Origin of the sequence: Simiduia agarivorans SA1 = DSM 21679, assembly GCF_000305785.2 — a bacterium.
In the GTDB taxonomy this organism is placed as follows: domain Bacteria; phylum Pseudomonadota; class Gammaproteobacteria; order Pseudomonadales; family Cellvibrionaceae; genus Simiduia; species Simiduia agarivorans.
Genome location: NC_018868.3, coordinates 3,061,561 through 3,077,316, shown reverse-complemented (window position 1 = coordinate 3,077,316; position 15,756 = coordinate 3,061,561). Strand labels below are relative to the sequence as shown.

Annotated in this window: 13 protein-coding genes; 9 read left to right on the top strand and 4 right to left on the bottom strand. The window is 57.7% G+C overall.

What is annotated here, in order from left to right:
* Positions 1–3 precede the first annotated feature (3 nt).
* Complete coding sequence (locus M5M_RS13855) at positions 4–1,041, top strand: AraC family transcriptional regulator (protein WP_016389563.1); 1,038 nt, start codon at positions 4–6, stop codon at positions 1,039–1,041.
* Between the two features lie 9 nt (positions 1,042–1,050).
* The gene (locus M5M_RS20515) at positions 1,051–1,446 is read left to right on the top strand and encodes a hypothetical protein (RefSeq protein WP_015048112.1); all 396 of its coding nucleotides are present in this window, start codon (positions 1,051–1,053) and stop codon (positions 1,444–1,446) included.
* Positions 1,447–1,473: 27 nt separating this feature from the next.
* Here M5M_RS20515 and M5M_RS13845 read toward each other — a convergent pair whose 3' ends face one another.
* A complete protein-coding gene (locus M5M_RS13845) occupies positions 1,474–3,246 on the bottom strand; it encodes an ABCB family ABC transporter ATP-binding protein/permease (protein ID WP_015048111.1) in 1,773 nt (590 codons plus the stop codon).
* Positions 3,247–3,371: 125 nt separating this feature from the next.
* Here M5M_RS13845 and M5M_RS13840 point away from each other — a divergent pair, with 125 nt between their 5' ends.
* On the top strand, positions 3,372–4,517 hold the full coding sequence (locus M5M_RS13840; RefSeq protein ID WP_015048110.1) for an acyl-CoA dehydrogenase family protein: 1,146 nt from the start codon (positions 3,372–3,374) through the stop codon (positions 4,515–4,517).
* Between the two features lie 2 nt (positions 4,518–4,519).
* On the opposite strand, the gene M5M_RS13835 is transcribed toward M5M_RS13840, so the two are convergent.
* Both M5M_RS13835 and trxC read right to left on the bottom strand, forming a co-directional pair.
* A complete protein-coding gene (locus M5M_RS13835) occupies positions 4,520–5,425 on the bottom strand; it encodes a DUF4382 domain-containing protein (protein ID WP_015048109.1) in 906 nt (301 codons plus the stop codon).
* A gap of 70 nt (positions 5,426–5,495) precedes the next feature.
* Complete coding sequence (trxC, locus tag M5M_RS13830; RefSeq protein ID WP_015048108.1) at positions 5,496–5,930, bottom strand: thioredoxin TrxC; 435 nt, start codon at positions 5,928–5,930, stop codon at positions 5,496–5,498.
* Between the two features lie 24 nt (positions 5,931–5,954).
* On the opposite strand from trxC, the gene M5M_RS13825 reads away from it, so the two are divergent.
* Genes M5M_RS13825 through M5M_RS13815 form a run of 3 tightly spaced genes read left to right on the top strand, consistent with a single transcriptional unit; the run spans position 5,955 to position 7,369 of the window.
* Positions 5,955–6,422: a YbaN family protein gene (locus M5M_RS13825; RefSeq protein WP_211216989.1), complete on the top strand. Its 468-nt coding sequence runs from the start codon at positions 5,955–5,957 to the stop codon at positions 6,420–6,422.
* Between the two features lie 4 nt (positions 6,423–6,426).
* Positions 6,427–7,053, top strand: a complete 627-nt coding sequence (locus M5M_RS13820; RefSeq protein WP_015048106.1) for a DJ-1/PfpI family protein — start codon at positions 6,427–6,429, stop codon at positions 7,051–7,053.
* A complete protein-coding gene (locus M5M_RS13815) occupies positions 7,040–7,369 on the top strand; it encodes a TfoX/Sxy family protein (RefSeq protein WP_015048105.1) in 330 nt (109 codons plus the stop codon). The genes M5M_RS13820 and M5M_RS13815 overlap by 14 nt, the downstream gene beginning before the upstream one ends.
* A 339-nt stretch (positions 7,370–7,708) precedes the next feature.
* Here M5M_RS13815 and M5M_RS13810 read toward each other — a convergent pair whose 3' ends face one another.
* Positions 7,709–9,409, bottom strand: coding sequence for a diguanylate cyclase (locus M5M_RS13810; RefSeq protein WP_016389556.1), 1,701 nt, complete (start codon positions 9,407–9,409; stop codon positions 7,709–7,711).
* A 436-nt stretch (positions 9,410–9,845) separates the two neighbouring features.
* Between M5M_RS13810 and M5M_RS13805 the strand changes: the two genes are divergently transcribed.
* The 3 genes from M5M_RS13805 to M5M_RS13795 are packed head-to-tail and all read left to right on the top strand — an operon-like array spanning position 9,846 to position 15,741.
* A complete protein-coding gene (locus M5M_RS13805) occupies positions 9,846–11,486 on the top strand; it encodes a di-heme-cytochrome C peroxidase (RefSeq protein WP_144062465.1) in 1,641 nt (546 codons plus the stop codon).
* Positions 11,487–11,512: 26 nt separating this feature from the next.
* Entirely contained in the window at positions 11,513–13,777 is a 2,265-nt protein-coding gene (locus M5M_RS13800; protein WP_015048103.1) for a di-heme-cytochrome C peroxidase, read from the top strand.
* Positions 13,774–15,741, top strand: a complete 1,968-nt coding sequence (locus M5M_RS13795; protein WP_015048102.1) for a patatin-like phospholipase family protein — start codon at positions 13,774–13,776, stop codon at positions 15,739–15,741. The genes M5M_RS13800 and M5M_RS13795 overlap by 4 nt, the downstream gene beginning before the upstream one ends.
* Positions 15,742–15,756 lie beyond the last annotated feature (15 nt).

The following is a 15,756-nucleotide window of genomic DNA, read 5'->3' as shown; positions in this document are numbered from 1 at the left end:
AGCATGAATCACAGCGTTGCCCACCACTATGTCGAACACTTATTGGTGGGTGCCGAACACCTGGGCTTTTCCCGCTCGACGCTGTTAGCACCGCTAGCGCGCAAACCCGATTGCCTGGCCGCCATCGCCCGCGGTGAGCGTTTACCGGTAGACGACTACGTGCTGTTAATGCAGCACGTGTGGGCACTCACCGGCGATGAAACCGGGGGCTACAGTGCCCGCGCCCTTAAACCCGGCACCTTTGCCATGATGTGCCACGCCTGCATTGGCACCGCCAATCTGCGTAAAGCCTATGAACGCGCCGGGCGTTTTTTTACCCTGGTGAGTGATGATATTCAGCTGTCGCTGACCGAAAACGACAGCGAAGCCAGCTTCATTTTCAGCCAACAACCACCGCCTCCGGCACCACTCAGCAACCTGTTTTACATGGAAACCCTGGCGCTGATTTTTATCCGCTGGGCCAGCTGGCTGATCGATAAAAAGCTGCTGGTGGCGCGCATCGATTTTGAGGCACCGAGTCCGGGGCCGGAGGCTGAACAAGAAGCCGAAGCCATCTTTGGTATCCAACCGCACTATGGACAAACCCGAAATCAGGTCACCTTTGCCAGCCGGTTTTTAGAGGAGCGCATTCAGCAAACCGAAGCCAGTCTTAAACTGTTTCTGGAACAGGCGCCCGCCAGCCTGCTGAGCCATTACCGGCGCGATGCCAGCGTGTCGGCACAGGTGCGCAAGTTTTTGCATCAGGCGGTGGATCAGGGCGGCACCGGCGAAGAGTTCAGTCTGGAGCAGGTTGCCGACGCCCTGCACCTCACCAGCCAGACCTTGCGACGCCGGTTGAAAGAGGAAGGCAACAGTTTTCAGGAAATCAAAGATGCCGTGCGCTGCCGGCTGGCCATTCACTTTTTGTTACATGACGCACTGCCAGCCCAGGACATTGCCTATAAAATGGGGTTTTCCGACCCCAGCGTGTTTTACAAGGCATTCAAACGCTGGACAGGCCTGACCCCTGGCGCCTATAAAGACTCTAAACAACGCAAGTAGATACCCACTATGAAAAAAATCGCCGTTTACCTTCTGGCCCTGCAGCTCGCGGGCTGTGGCTATTTTCTCTACCCCGAGCGGGTGGGACAAACCGATGGCAAGGTGGATCCGACCGTCGTGATCCTGGATGCAGCCGGATTGCTCTTTGGCATTTTACCCGGCGTGGTCGCTTTTGCCGTCGACTTGACCACCGGTGCCATTTATCTCCCCGCCGGCGGCACCTCTGCGCTGGATAAACACACGAAGAAACTGAGCCAGACCGACACCTTGCCGGAAGGTGTTGATGCCGATGCGATCGCGCGCGAACTGACCATGATTCTGGGCCAGCCGGTATCGGCCGCTGAACTGCAGTTCTTCCGGGGCGACGCACCATTGCCCGCTGATATCGCGCTGGCCCGATACTAGAAACTAGCAGCTAGCGATTAGAAAATATCATTCCTGCTGCTGCGCGCGCCACAGGCCCGCGTAGACCCCGCCCGCGGCCAGCAGCTGCGGGTGGGTGCCCCGCTCTGCCACCTGGCCTTCGCGCAATACCAGTATCTGATCCGCATCCACTACTGTTGATAAGCGGTGCGCAATCACCAGTGTGGTCTGGTGCCGGGCCACTTCGTTAATGGCGGTCATGATCGCTCGTTCAGCCTGGCTGTCGAGCGACGAGGTGGCCTCGTCAAACACCATGATCGGCGGCCGCTTAAGCAACGCGCGGGCAATGGCAATGCGCTGCTTTTCACCACCGGAAAGCTTCAGGCCGCGCTCGCCCACCTGGGTATCCCAACCCTCGGGCAAGCGCGCCACAAATTCATCCAGATGCGCCAGGCGCAGGGCCTCGCGCACGTCCTCATCGGTGGCGTCGACCCGGCCATAACGGACATTTTCCACAATGGACGTGTTGAACAACACCGTATCCTGCGGCACCACGCCGATGGCCTGGCGCAGGCTGTGCTGCGATACCTGGCTGATGTCCTGACCGTCAATTCTGATGCAGCCGGACTGAATATCGTAAAACCGGAATAGCAGTTTAAACAGGGTAGATTTACCCGCACCGCTCGGGCCCACTATCGCCAGTTTCTGGCGCGGTTCAACCTCAAAGCTCAGGTTGTCAATCAACGACCGCTCCGGGCTGTAACCAAAGCTGACCTGCTCAAAACTCACCCGGCCTTCAGGCACCGTCAGCGCCAGCGCGTCGGCCTTATCCTGCACGGCAGGTGCTCGCCGCAACAATGCAAACATGCGTTCAATACCGGCAAAGGCGCCTTTCATTTCCCGGTACACAAACCCGAGAAAATTCAGCGGCAAAAAAATCTGCATCATGAACGCATTGATCAACACAAAATCGCCAATGGTCATGTCACCGGCCTGCACCTTTATTGCCGCCAACACCATCATGGCGGTCATGGCGCTGGCCACAATCAGCGCCTGCCCACCATTGAGCGCGAACAAACTCAACCGGTTTTTGCGCCGGGCCTGCTCCCACGCGGCCAGCTCGCGATCGTAGCGCTCGGCCTCAAAAGCTTCGTTGCCAAAGTATTTGACCGTTTCGAAATTCAGCAGGCTGTCCACACTGCGGGCGCTGGAAGCGGATTCGGCTTCATTGGCCTGACGCACAAAGCCCGTGCGCCACTCGGTGGCCCAAATGGAAAACGCCACATACAGCACCACCGAGGCGAGCGTGATCAGGGCAAAACCGGGCGCGTAGTTAATCAGCAACACCCCCACCACCATGCCCACTTCCAACAGGGTGGGCACGATATTGAACACCATGAACCGGAGCAAAAAACTGATACCGGAATTACCGCGCTCAATGTCGCGCGCCAACCCCCCGGTGCGCCGATCCAGGTGAAAGGCCAGATCGAGGTTGTGCAGGTGCTCGAATACTTTCAGGCCTACCCGACGCATAGCCCGCTCGGTCACCCGGCCAAACAGGGTATCGCGCAATTCGCCGAACAGCACCGTGCTGAGCCGCACCCCGCCATAGGCCAACAAGAGCCCCAGCGGCAAGGCCACCAGCGTGCCGGCTTCGGCATCCAGGCCATCCACCAGGTACTTGAGCACAAACGGCAGCCCCACACTCGCCACCTTGGCCAACACCAGACAGGCCAGGGCCAGGGCCACCCGGGTGCGGTATTCGAACAGGAACGGCACGAGGGTGCGGAAGGTCTGCCAACTGAGGCCTTCGCCGGTGTGATCAAAACGGTTGCGTCGCATGGGTCTGTTCCGGAAAGGGGATAACGGATTATATCGTTCAGGTCAGCGCAAATGTCACCTGAGGTCATAGCCGGGCCGTCAGCCAGGCGGTAATTTAATCCGATGACTCACAGGAGACAGACGCCATGATCCCCCGCACCCTGTTCGACGCCGAACACGAACTCTTTCGCGACAACCTGCGCCGCTTCCTCGCCGCCGAAGCTGCGCCGCACCACGCCGACTGGGAAAAGCAGGGCCACGTGGACCCGGCGCTCTGGCTCAAAGCCGGCGAGCAGGGTTTTCTTGCGCCGACTGTACCGGAAGCCTACGGCGGCGTGGGCGTGGATTTCCGCTACAACGCCATTGTCGATGAAGAAGTCTCACGCGCAGGTCTGTCCGGCATTGGCTGGGGCCTGCACTCCGATATCGCCGTGCCCTACCTGATCCGCTTGGGCAGCGAAGAACAAAAACAGCGCTATCTGCCCGGCTGTGTGAGCGGCGAGATCATCACCGCCATCGCCATGACCGAACCCGGCACCGGCTCCGATTTACAATCGGTGCAGACCACGGCGATGCCCGACGGCGATCACTACGTATTGAATGGGTCCAAAACCTTTATCACCAACGGCCAACTCGCCAACCTGGTGATCGTTGTTGCCAAAACCGATCCCAGTGCCGGCGCCGCCGGTACCAGCCTGCTGCTGGTGGACACCGACAGCCCCGGCTTCAGCCGCGGTAAAAATCTCGAAAAAGTGGGCATGAAAGCGCAGGACACTTCCGAGCTGTTTTTCCAGGACGTGCGCGTGCCCAAAGCCAATTTATTGGGCCAGGAAGGTCAGGGATTTATTTACCTGATGCAGGAACTGCCGCAGGAGCGCTTGTCGGTTGCCATTAATGCGGTGGCGTCGGCGGAATCCATTTTGCAACACACGCTCGATTACGTGCGCGAGCGCAAAGCCTTTGGCAAACCGATCAGCCAGTTCCAGAACACCCAGTTTGTGCTGGCCCAATTGAGCGCGGAAATCACCATGCAGCGGGTCTTTGTCGACAAGTGTCTGGAACTGCACCTGGAGGGCAAACTCGACGTGCCCACCGCCGCCAAAGCCAAATTACTCTGCACCGACCTGCAATGCAAAGTGGCTGACGAATGCATGCAGCTGCACGGAGGCTATGGCTATATGTGGGAATACCCGGTGGCCCGCGCGTGGGCGGATTCCCGGGTCCAGAAGATTTACGCGGGCACTAACGAGATCATGAAACTCATCATTGCCCGCGATCTGATCGGCCGCTGAGTTTATTGTACCGGCACGCCGATCTGCACTTGCGTATCGGCATCGGCACTGACGCTGGCGTTCACCGGAATGCTGAATGCCAGCACATCCACTACCATCGGGTCATCCAGAATCGCATCGCAAGTGAACGCCAGGGTGTAATCGCCTGCAGCCACAAAGCCAAAGCCGAATTCGTACGCCGACGCGTTGCTGTTCCAGTTCACGCTCGCGGTGGCGATGGGATCAGTGGCCGCGCCGCTGATATCCGCTACCTCGGCGTCCGCACCCGCAAACAAATACACGGCATTGCCGGTGTCGTTATTGTCGCCATTGTTGCACTCCACGTCGGTAATCCAGCTTTCAGCCACCGTGCCTGAAATGCTGCCCACCTCCAGATTGTCTACCATGCGTAATGTCGGGCGCAGTTTATAATCGCCCGTGCCTTCCTGATGCACTGATTTGCGCAGATCAAAATCAATCGTGAAACTGGACACGCCGCCCGCGGCCAGGGTGAAACCGCGATTGAGTTTCAACCCCGATTGTGCGCTGCTGGGAATTTCCAACGGATAGATGGCACCACTGATTTCTATCTCGGCGTTATCGGCCACACCCAATCGCACCCAATTGTATTCGCCGGCAGGCAGGGTCGCATTCTGCACCAAGGGTTCGCTCAGGCTGCCCTGGTAATCCAACAGGTTGAGAGTCAACGGTTCGTCCAGGGTAATCGAGACAGCCGGACCACCGGCAGGTTTCAATTCCACTTCGGTAAACGTGACCCGTACAGCGTCCGCCATTTCCACCGGCCCGTCGGTAATGGCCAGATTAAAGGTGGCCGTTTCTGTTGAACCGGAACCACCGCCACAGGCGGTAAGGCCTGCACCCAACAGGGTCAGAAAAAGGGATTGATGAAGTTTGGAGAGAGAAAACATAACGCGGTCCCGCTGTTTGTATCGGTCAGAAGATTCTAGTCCAGTGCAGGCGTCATTTCCGTGCGTCACGTCACCCCAACTGTTGCTGCACCCACTGGCTCAACTGCTGCGGCGGCAACGCGCCCGAGATACGCGCCCGTTCCCTGCCTTGAAGGAATAAGGCGAGCGTTGGGATAGAACGAATCTGGAAAGCGGACCCGGCAGCCGGTTCGGCTTCGGTATTGAGTTTGAGGCAGCGGATGGCAGGTTGAGCAGCGGCAAACTGGCTGAACACCGGCGCAAATTGCCGGCACGGGCCGCACCAGGGCGCCCAGAAATCCACCAGCACCGGAACACCGTTGTGCGCAATGTGTCGCTGCAGTGAGTGGGCATTCACCTCTACCGGCGAGGCATTCAATAGCGCCTGTTTGCACTTGGCGCACTTGGGACCATCGGCCAGTCGTTCGGGGGTAAATTGGTTAATGGTCTGGCATTGGCTGCAAACCAGCCGCAGTTTTTCGCTCATGGATGACTACCTCTCAAAAACCAAATGGGGTTTAATGGATTTATTTCAATGCTTCAGTGCCGGGATCAAATAATGAAAAAGCCTGTATTTACAGGAAAAACACTGTATTTAGTGCTAGGCTTTTTATGTGTGGCGCTGGCGGCTTTAGGTGTAGCCCTTCCTCTGCTGCCCACCACACCTTTTTTGCTTCTGGCGGCTGCGTGTTTTGCCCGTTCCTCAGAACGTTGGTACAACTGGTTGCTGGGCAACGCCACCTTTGGTCCTATGATTTTGCGCTGGCAAACGCAGCGCTGCATTGATCCTGCCATTAAACGCATCGCGCTTGGTTCAATCGCATTATTCGGTGGCGTGTCGCTCTGGCTGATCGAATCGACCGCGGTCCGTCTGGCAGGCATTGGCCTGTTGTTACTGGGGGCGTTTGTTGTGGTGCGCTTGCCCACCTGCCCGCCAGACCTGTTCGCCCGGGATGCGAATAAACCATCCAAGGAATGACGTTATGCTTAACGTAGGCATACTGCTATACGACGATGTAGAGCTGCTCGACTTTGCCGGCCCCTACGAAGTGTTCACCACGGCAACCCGGGTCGCACAGCGACACAACCAACCGGCACCGTTTGTCACCCACACGCTCGCCCAGCAACCCGCTATCCGCGCCCGCGCCGGCTTGACCATCCGCGCGGATACCGACCTGTCACAGGCACCGCTTGACCTGTTAATCGTCCCCGGCGGCGTCACCGACGCTGCGCAAAAAAATGCCGACTTGATGCACTGGCTTGCGCAGGCGGCCAGACAAACGCGTTGCGTGGCCAGCGTGTGCACCGGCGTTTTTTTACTGGCACAGGCCGGCGTGCTGGATCATCGGCCAGTCACAACCCACTGGGAAGATTTTGAAGCGCTGCATCAACAGTTTCCCGCCTTGCAGCTCGAGCGGGACGTGCGGTTCATCGACCACGGCTCGCTGGCAACCTCGGCCGGCATATCCGCCGGCATCGATCTTGCCCTGCACCTGGTCGCGCGTTTCAGCTCGCCCGACCTCGCCACAGCGACTGCGCGGCAAATGGATTACCACAGCACGACTCATCTACGTGAAACCCAGGAGGGCATAATCTATGGCCTACTCTGAAGCGCTGGCTGGCCGCATCCGCGACCAGTTACAGCACCATGACAACTACAGTGAACGCAACATGTTTGGCGGCCTGGCGATGATGCTCAATGGCAATATGTGTTGCGGCGTGGTGGGCGAAGAGCTCATGGCCCGGGTCGGACCGGATCGCTACGAAGCCTGCCTGAAGGTGCCCTACGTACGGCAAATGGATTTTACCGGCAAGCCCCTGCGCGGCATGGTTTACATCGCCGCCGCCGGTGTGGATTCCGAGGAACAGCTGTCTACCTGGGTCGAACTTTCCGAGACCTTTGCGTTGAGTTTGCCGCCAAAATAGTGCGCACGGATCGAGCCGGAAAAATATTTTTTCCGCCCCCTTGCCAAGTGCCATAAAAGGTATAGATTTATGGTTGCCAACACGGTGTTGGTAACCGGCGCAGCAAGTAAAGAACCTTGCCGCCAACTATCCAGGAGATAGACTGAAATGGCTAAGACTGAAAAACCCGCGACTTCTAAAGTGCCAACCAAACCAGCCGCCAAAAATACCGCTGGCAAAGTAGCAGCACCCGCCAAGCCCGCAGGCAAAAAGAAATAAGACCTGACGCGCAGTAAGAGCGGCAGCGTCGCTCCAATAAAAAAGGCGATCCAACGATCGCCTTTTTTGTTTGTTGAACCACTAAACGGCCTCCACCAGACGGCGCTCTTCGGTCGGCAGTTCATACAACAGACATTGATTACGACCGGCTTGTTTCGCCGCATACAGTGCCGTATCGGCGGCCTCAAACAAGGCGCCCGACCGGGTCATGGCAAAGGAATCACACACCGCCACCCCGATGCTCACGGTCACATTCACCTCGGCCAGCGGCTTGGTCGACACCAGTACACGTAAACGTTCCGCCAGCCCCATGGCCTGTTCGGCACCGGCACCGGGTAGCAACAGCACAAATTCCTCGCCGCCAAAACGACACGCCAGGCTCGGACGCCGGACATTTTTGCGCAGCAATTGGCCCAGCGCAGCCAGAACCTTGTCGCCCACCGCATGACCGTGCTCATCGTTAATGCGTTTGAAGTGATCTATGTCCATCACCAGCAGGGCAAAACTGCTTTTGCTTTGATGCCATTTTTCCAGTTCCAGGGGCAGCACCTGGTCAAACTTCCGGCGGTTTGCCAAGCCGGTGAGCGCATCGGAAAAGCCCAGCTTCTGCATCTCGTTCACCCGCGCGCCGAGCGCCAGGCTGAGCAGCACCATTTCCACCAGCGAACCCATCTGAAAACTGTTCTGGGTGAAAAAATTGTGCGGAAAGAAGCCAAACTGCTTGCCCATGTAGATGAGCACCGACACCATCAGGCCAATCCAGGCCACCATAAAATAGCGCGCCGGCACCGAGCCTTTGAGCCAGCTGAGCGTACCCAACACCAGAATAGTCACGCACACCAAAACCGTGAGCAGCGAATAGGCCAGAATCAGGTATTGATAGGCGACGAAAGGCGTCACCAGCAGGAGCGCCGCAGTGGTCACCAGCAGCACCACCGCCACCCGATCCAATCCGGGCGACCATCGCCGGGTGGAACACACCACCCGCGAAAAATGCAGCCCGAACAACAGGGATATGCCCAGCAACAGTAAAAGGCTCTGATTCGCGGCCCAAGGGCTGCCAGGCCACAGGTACTGGAACGCCAGACCGTTGTGCACCGACATATAAAACCCGTAGGCCACCACATAGACCATGTAGTACACGTAGGCGGAGTCTTTTACGGCCAGAAATAAAATCAGATTGTAAAACACCAACACCAGAAAGCCACCGTAATAGGCGCCAAACAATAACTGCTCGCTGCTGGTGATATTCAGCAGTGCCGGCGCACTCACCACCGACAAGCCAAGATTGATGGGGCCGTCCGATTTAAACCGCAGATAGGCCGTTTGCGTGCTGCCCGGCGCCAGCGTGAAGGGGAACACAAAATCCCGCACCGCAATCGGACGGGTGTCGTAGGGTGTGCGATCGCCAGTTTCCCAATGCTGGTAACCGCCGGTGCCATCCGGCATCCACACTGACAAATGATCGATCAGCGGGTAGTCCTGACGCACAAAGGCCGACACAGGCTCGGATGACGGGTTGTGCAATTCAATGCTGACCCAATAGGCCGAACGGCTGAAACCAAGGCCCGTGGGCATTGCATCTGCCTGCTGCATCAATTCCGGCGCGCGCGCGCGCAGGCGCTCGAAACTGAGCTGCGCATCCGGATCTTCATAGAAGGCCATGCGATCCTGCACCGTGGCGGCGGGCATATCCCCCGTCACCGCAATACTGCGCGCATTGGCGTCTGTTATCACGCCACCGACAAGCAGTAGCATCCCCCATAGCAATATGGCGCGCATAGGCACCCCCGGTTCTTGTTATTGGTTTGTTTTTGTTGATTGATCTTTTATCTATCGCGTGTCGTGCTTCCGCTCTGCACGGCACGGCGATTGGCCTGTTGGCGCGTAATCCAACATCAGGTCACCTGAAACCAAACGCAATTGTGCCAATTGATGGCCGGTAAATAAACCAACAGGCCGCCAGATGACATGTAATTGGCGCGTAAATGTGGTAAAAAAAGCCAGCTTTCTGTCGGTTTGTGTACCAAACCCGGCAAGCGTGAATAATGATCAAAACGACAAAACGCTGGCTGACGGTTACCAACCCTCCACAGTTTTATTCAGCGGGCCTGATTTCCTCACACCCGGCACTTATCGCCGGTTGTTTGATGGTACAACTAACAGGGCCACAGGGACGGTTTTTGACTTTCAGCCGCCAAGGCCACAAGGACATATTGTGAACACATTGCCAGGGCAGAACGGGGTGCTGCTCTTTGCGGTTGCGGGTTTGCTCGCCGCCTGTAACCCTTCCACACCTGAAACACCATCCACTCACACCGACACCGGCATGCTGTTGCTGGACCAGAACTGGACCGATGCCGACCGGGAATTTTCCTGGTTTACCACCTTCGGCTCGCGCGTATTGCCTGACACCTGGTTCAAGGCGCTCGAACGCGCCAATGACACATCGCCCTTTGCCAGTGAAGAAAATCTGAGTCGTTTCGGTTTCGCATTTTCCGGCGCGAGCGACACCAACCCGGACAATTTTCCCATTGGCATTACTGTCACGCCGCCGCGCGACGGTCACGCCTGGGTCGGGCTTGGCTGCTCTGCCTGTCACTCGGGTCAGGTCTACTACCAGAATCAGCAAATCCACATTGATGGCGGCCAGGCCATGCTGGAATTCCAGCTGTTCGAACAAAGTGTCATCGATGCGCTCAATGCCACCTTGCGCGACAACGAAAAATTCAGCCGCTTTGCCCAGGCCGTAGGCGAAGCGGAGCCTGCGCTGCGGGAACAGGTGAGCCAGTGGACCCAATCGCTGATCAAACGCCAGCACATCAATCGCACCGACAGCCATTACGGTCGCGGGCGACTGGATGCGTTCGGGCAGATATTCAACGCCGTAACCGTGTCCTTTCTGGGCATTGAGGAAAACCGCCGCGACCCCGACGCCCCGGTGAGTTATCCGGTACTGTGGGATGCCCCGCACATGGATCTGGTGCAGTGGAACGCCTCCGCTCCCAATGCCGGCCCCGGTCCACTCATTCAGAATGCCACCACCGCCCTCGCGGTCTTTGGTGATCTGGACATTCACCACAACGATCATGGCCTGGGCTACAAATCCAGCATCGAAATCAACAACCTCGGTCCCATTCAGGATCGCTGGTATAAACTCACCTCGCCGCAGTGGCCAACCCAGGTATTGGGTGCGCTCAACTCCGATCTCGTGACGCAGGGCAAAACCCTGTACGCCGAAAACTGTCTGGCTTGTCATGCTCTGTCGGACCGTAACGACCCCGACCGCATGATCAAGGCCACCAAAGTCAGCCTTGACCAGGTGGGCACCGACCCCACCATGGTGGATAACTTCCTCGGCAATCAGGCACAAACCGGCGACTTTGAAGGCCGCAAACTGCTGTTTGCCGCTGGCCCGGAATTCGGTGCAACCGCACCGGCCATCAAGCTGGTGGCCCACGCCACCATCGGCGCATTGCTGGATCACCCGTTGGCCGCCACCATGCAAGGGGTACTGAGTGCGCATAAGGTCAAGGATGCGCCGATTGATGAAGATCCGCGCTATTACAAAGCGCGGCCTTTATCCGGCATCTGGGCATCCGCACCTTACCTGCACAATGGCTCTGTCCCGACACTGGCAGAAATGCTGTCGCCGGAAAAACGACGGACCCAGTTCGCCGTGGGCAAAGTCGAGTTCGATCCGGTCAATGTCGGTTTGTCGGACGAGGTGCTGGCGGCCGATCAGGTCAGCGACTTCGACACCCGCTTGCCAGGCAACAGCAATGCCGGCCACCTGTTTGGCACGCACCTGAGCCCGGAAGATAAACGCGCACTTATCGAATACCTCAAATCACTTTAATCACACCCACTGACAGGAATACACCCATGAAAGGGATCATAAAACTCATCAAGTGGTTGCTCATTCTGGGCTTTGCAGCGGCGGCGCTGGTCGTCGGCGGCTTCGTCTTTTTTGTGGAGACCTCTAAAAGCCTGCAACCGCCGGAAGAAGTCACGCAAAAAACCGTGTACCTGAACCAGAACTGGACCCAGGCCGAACGCGATACCTACTACTACACACCGCAAGGCACCTCCGTGCCGCAGGGTGCAAACCTGACCGCGTTGCGGTACAACTGGTTTATCAATCTGGAAATGCCGCTGTCCGAACAGCGTTTTGCCGACCCGGCCAACATGCGCCGGTTCAAATTCATTGTGGACCCGGTCGCCAGCAGTGCCAACCCGGATCATCTGCCGGTAGGCTTTACCAAGCATTTCAATCAGGATCTGGGCGAAGACGTATTGGATATTTCCTGCGCCGCCTGTCACATGGGTGAACTGCACTACAAGAAAGACGGTATTAATTACGCTGTGCGAGTGGATGGTGGCCAGGCCATGCACGCCTTTACCGACCTCAACCGTGGCACCTTCGGTCCCAGTCTGATTACCGCACTGGTGGAAACCTGGGCCAACCCGATGAAATTCAATCGCTTTGCGGACAAGGTACTCGCAGATGGCGGCGACAAAGACAAACTCAAAGCCGAGTTGTTTGACACGGTAAAAGCGTTTGTGGAGATCAAACAAAATAACCCGCTGGCCCACTTTTACCCCACCCGGGAAGGCTATGGACGCACCGACGCGTTGGGGCGCATTGCCAACACCCTGTTCGGTGATCACCTGATCGAATCCAACATGCAGGTGTCAGAAGCCCCGGTGAGCTACCCCTTCCTGTGGAATATCTGGAAGTTCAACTGGGTGCAGTACAACGGCTCCGTAGCCCAGCCGTTGGCGCGCAATGTGGGCGAAGCATTGGGTGTTGGTGCGGTCATTCCGCTCACTACGCCCGAAGGCGAGCCGTTACCGGCAAGCGAACAGTTCCGCAGCTCGGTACTGATCGCCGACATTGAAAAAATCGAGCACACACTGCAGACCCTGCAGGAGCCCGAGTGGCCGGAAGCCCTGTTTGGCGCCATTGATCACGACCTGGCCGCACAGGGCGAAGCCCTGTTTGAAAACCATTGCGTGGAGTGCCACGGCCCGCACGTATCCAGCAAACCCCGGCAGATGGCCGAGGCGCCATTGAAAACCAACGTGGAAGATCAGTGGCTGATTGAAGTGATCGATCTGGACCATATCGGCACCGACCCCACCGCCGCGCGCGGGTTCATCGACAAAACCTACGACCTGACCCCGGCCGGGATCACCCGCGACACCATCAAACGCGAACTGAATCCGCTGCTGCAACGCCAACTGGCGCGCGACATGCTGGCACGTCTGCAGGCGTTGGCCGAAAGCGAAAAACTGAGTGAAGACGCGCGCGCGGCCTTCACCACACTGGCCGCCGGCTTCCCGGTACCCGATACCCTCGCCGACAACGGTTTCCAACCGTCGCCTGCGCCGGCCATCAAAGCGGTACTGGATCAGTTTGAGCTCAAGCCCTCTTACAAACTGAGCGCAGCGAAATCACCCTACAAGCAATTGAGCTGCAGCACCCAGTGCCAGATTAATGCCCTGTGGTGGGATCTCAATTTCGCCCAACAAAACATCGAACAAACGCTGGCCTCCATCGACCCGGCTGCGATCACCGAAGGTCTGGGCCTGAACGTAATTGGTTTGTTGATCAAAAACCGTTACTACCAGGACAACAACCTGAGCTACGAGCAGATCATGTGTCTGGAAGGCTTCGGCACGCTCGACCTGCCCCAGCAATTGCCGGGCTACAAACCCCGTCCCCTCGCCGGTGTGTGGGCCAGCCCACCCTTCCTGCACAACGGTTCCGTGCCCAACATTTATGAAATGCTGGTACCCCCGGCCGAGCGCACCACGAAATTTTTTGTAGGCCGCCGCGACTACGACCCGGTCAAACTCGGCTACGAACACGAACCATTGCCCGATCAGGAAAACAACGGCTTCTGGTTTGACACCAGCATCACTGGCAACCACAACACCGGCCACGCCTTTGCCGCCACGCCGGAACAATGGAGCGCGTACAAAAGCAACTACAAAGCCAACCCATTACCGAAGGGCGTGATCGGTCCTGTATTCACTCATGAACAACGCATGGCACTGATTGAGTACCTGAAACAACACCGCGACAACCCGGTGGGTTATCAGTTCCAACCATCAAAAAGCTGTTTGGCGGATTACGCTTCATGAGCGAAACCCATAACTTCGACGATGTGAGTGCGGCCGAAAGCCGCTGGATTGAACAACGCCGGCAGAAGGCCGGCGTTGCGCCGGCAAAACCCCGCGTGGGCGTGGCGTTTTCCGGCGGCGGTATCCGCTCGGCCTGCTTTCATCTGGGTTTTCTGGAAGCGCTGATTGAGGCCGGCAAGATGAAACAGGTGGATTACCTGTCCACCGTGTCCGGTGGCGGCTATACCGGCAGCTGCTTCCAGTGGTTAAAGCATCAGGCCGAAACCGCCGACGACGACCACCTGTTCAGTCAGCGCGCCAATGGCGGCAATGTGCTGGGCTGGCTGCGCGCGCACGGCAAATACCTGATCGACGGCAAAGGCGTGAACAGCATGACGCTGTTCGCGGCCCTGCTGGCCAGTACGCTATTCAACTTGCTCATCGTATTGCCGGTATTGTTGTTTGTGATCTGGCTGTTTGGCCTGCCCCATGCCGCCGTGGACTGGCCCCAGGGCTGGCATATGCCGGGCGCGGATCAGATCGAAGGCCACGTGGGCTACCTGCTTGCGCTTGGTTTCAGCGGATTTTTCCTGGGGCTCTACCTGCTGGTGATTCCCACCATGGCGTTCTGGCGCCAGCGCATACACAGTCACAATTTTGCTCCCCGGCGCTGGATGGGCAATCTGCTCACCGCAGCATTGGTGCTGGGGCTGATTGGCAGCCTGCCCATGGTGGCACAACTGGGCGACATGCTGGTGGCCATGGCCGGCGAAGAATCCATCGAGACCCTTGGCAAACACATGAGCTACCTGTTGCCGTTGGTGGGCGGCGCCACGGCGCTCAGATTCGGGGCACTGCGCCCGAAGCTCGCCATGATGGGCATTACCCTGTTGCTCTACGGCATCACCGCCTTGTGTTATCACCTGGTGTTTCACATGGGGCTGGTGGAAACCACCGGCTTCTGGATATGGCTCAGTATTGCGCTGGTGCTGGCCGCCTTCGCGAGCATTAACCGCACCAGTATGCACAGCTACTACCTGGCCCGTTTGTGCAATGCGTTTTTTGTGCGCAAGGAAGGCAACGACCGGGACCATTCCGGCGATATGCTGTTGTGCAACCTCAACCCCGAAACCGGTGCACCCCTGCCGCTGATCAATACCACACTCACCACCCGCAATTCCAAAAAGCGCTTGTGGCGCGATCGGCTCGGCGCCAGTTTTACCCTGTCACCGCTTTACTGCGGCTCGCCCGTGACCGGGTTTGCCAAGAGCGAAGTTTTTCAGTCTGGCCGTATGACCCTGGGCGAATCCATGACCACCTCCGGTGCCGCCGTGGACCCGGGTACCGCGCAAACCGCGAACTGGGCGCTAAGCTTTCTGATGGCGCTGCTGAATTTCCGCTTGGGCTTCTGGACCAAAGCACCGCGCGCCGCCGGCGCCCGCTTCAGCCACATGCCTTACTGGCTGATTTTTCGTGAAATGTTTGGCATCGGCATGAGTGAAACGGAAAGCAACATTCACCTCACCGATGGCGGCCACTTCGAAAACCTCGGCGTGTATGAATTATTGCGCCGCGAGCTGCCGGTGATAATCGCCGGCGATGCCGGTGCCGACCCTGAAACCAATTTGTCCGATTTGCAGTTGCTGATTCAGCACGCCATAGCGGATTTTGATTGCCTGATCAAAATTGATGTGGACGAACTGATGAGCAAAAAAGGCAATGAACATGCCAGCTGTTTTGCCACCGGCCGCATTCACTATGCCTCTGGTAAAGAGGGTGTGTTGATCTACGTGAAGAGCCTGCTCACGCCTGAAAGCCCCACGCTGCTCAAGAGTTTTGCACTCACAGACAACGCCTTTCCCAACGACAGCACCGCAGACCAGTTTTTTGACGAGATGCATTTCGACGCCTACCGTGTGTTAGGTAAATTCAATTTGCATCAGGCCCTGAATGAGCACCCCACCCTGTTCGACAGCCCGGCCTGAGGCTCAGAACCTGCA

Bases quoted from the DNA above. Each gene is read 5' to 3' on its own strand.
- M5M_RS13810 (WP_016389556.1), bottom strand. From the start codon at position 9,409: ATGCGCGCCATATTGCTATGGGGGATGCTACTGCTTGTCGGTGGCGTG.
- M5M_RS13825 (WP_211216989.1), top strand. From the start codon at position 5,955: ATGGGGTTTAATGGATTTATTTCAATGCTTCAGTGCCGGGATCAAATA.
- M5M_RS13840 (WP_015048110.1), top strand. From the start codon at position 3,372: ATGATCCCCCGCACCCTGTTCGACGCCGAACACGAACTCTTTCGCGAC.
- M5M_RS13815 (WP_015048105.1), top strand. From the start codon at position 7,040: ATGGCCTACTCTGAAGCGCTGGCTGGCCGCATCCGCGACCAGTTACAG.
- M5M_RS13800 (WP_015048103.1), top strand. From the start codon at position 11,513: ATGAAAGGGATCATAAAACTCATCAAGTGGTTGCTCATTCTGGGCTTT.
- M5M_RS13795 (WP_015048102.1), top strand. From the start codon at position 13,774: ATGAGCGAAACCCATAACTTCGACGATGTGAGTGCGGCCGAAAGCCGC.
- trxC (WP_015048108.1), bottom strand. From the start codon at position 5,930: ATGAGCGAAAAACTGCGGCTGGTTTGCAGCCAATGCCAGACCATTAAC.
- M5M_RS13855 (WP_016389563.1), top strand. From the start codon at position 4: ATGAATCACAGCGTTGCCCACCACTATGTCGAACACTTATTGGTGGGT.
- M5M_RS13845 (WP_015048111.1), bottom strand. From the start codon at position 3,246: ATGCGACGCAACCGTTTTGATCACACCGGCGAAGGCCTCAGTTGGCAG.
- M5M_RS13835 (WP_015048109.1), bottom strand. From the start codon at position 5,425: ATGTTTTCTCTCTCCAAACTTCATCAATCCCTTTTTCTGACCCTGTTG.
- M5M_RS13820 (WP_015048106.1), top strand. From the start codon at position 6,427: ATGCTTAACGTAGGCATACTGCTATACGACGATGTAGAGCTGCTCGAC.
- M5M_RS20515 (WP_015048112.1), top strand. From the start codon at position 1,051: ATGAAAAAAATCGCCGTTTACCTTCTGGCCCTGCAGCTCGCGGGCTGT.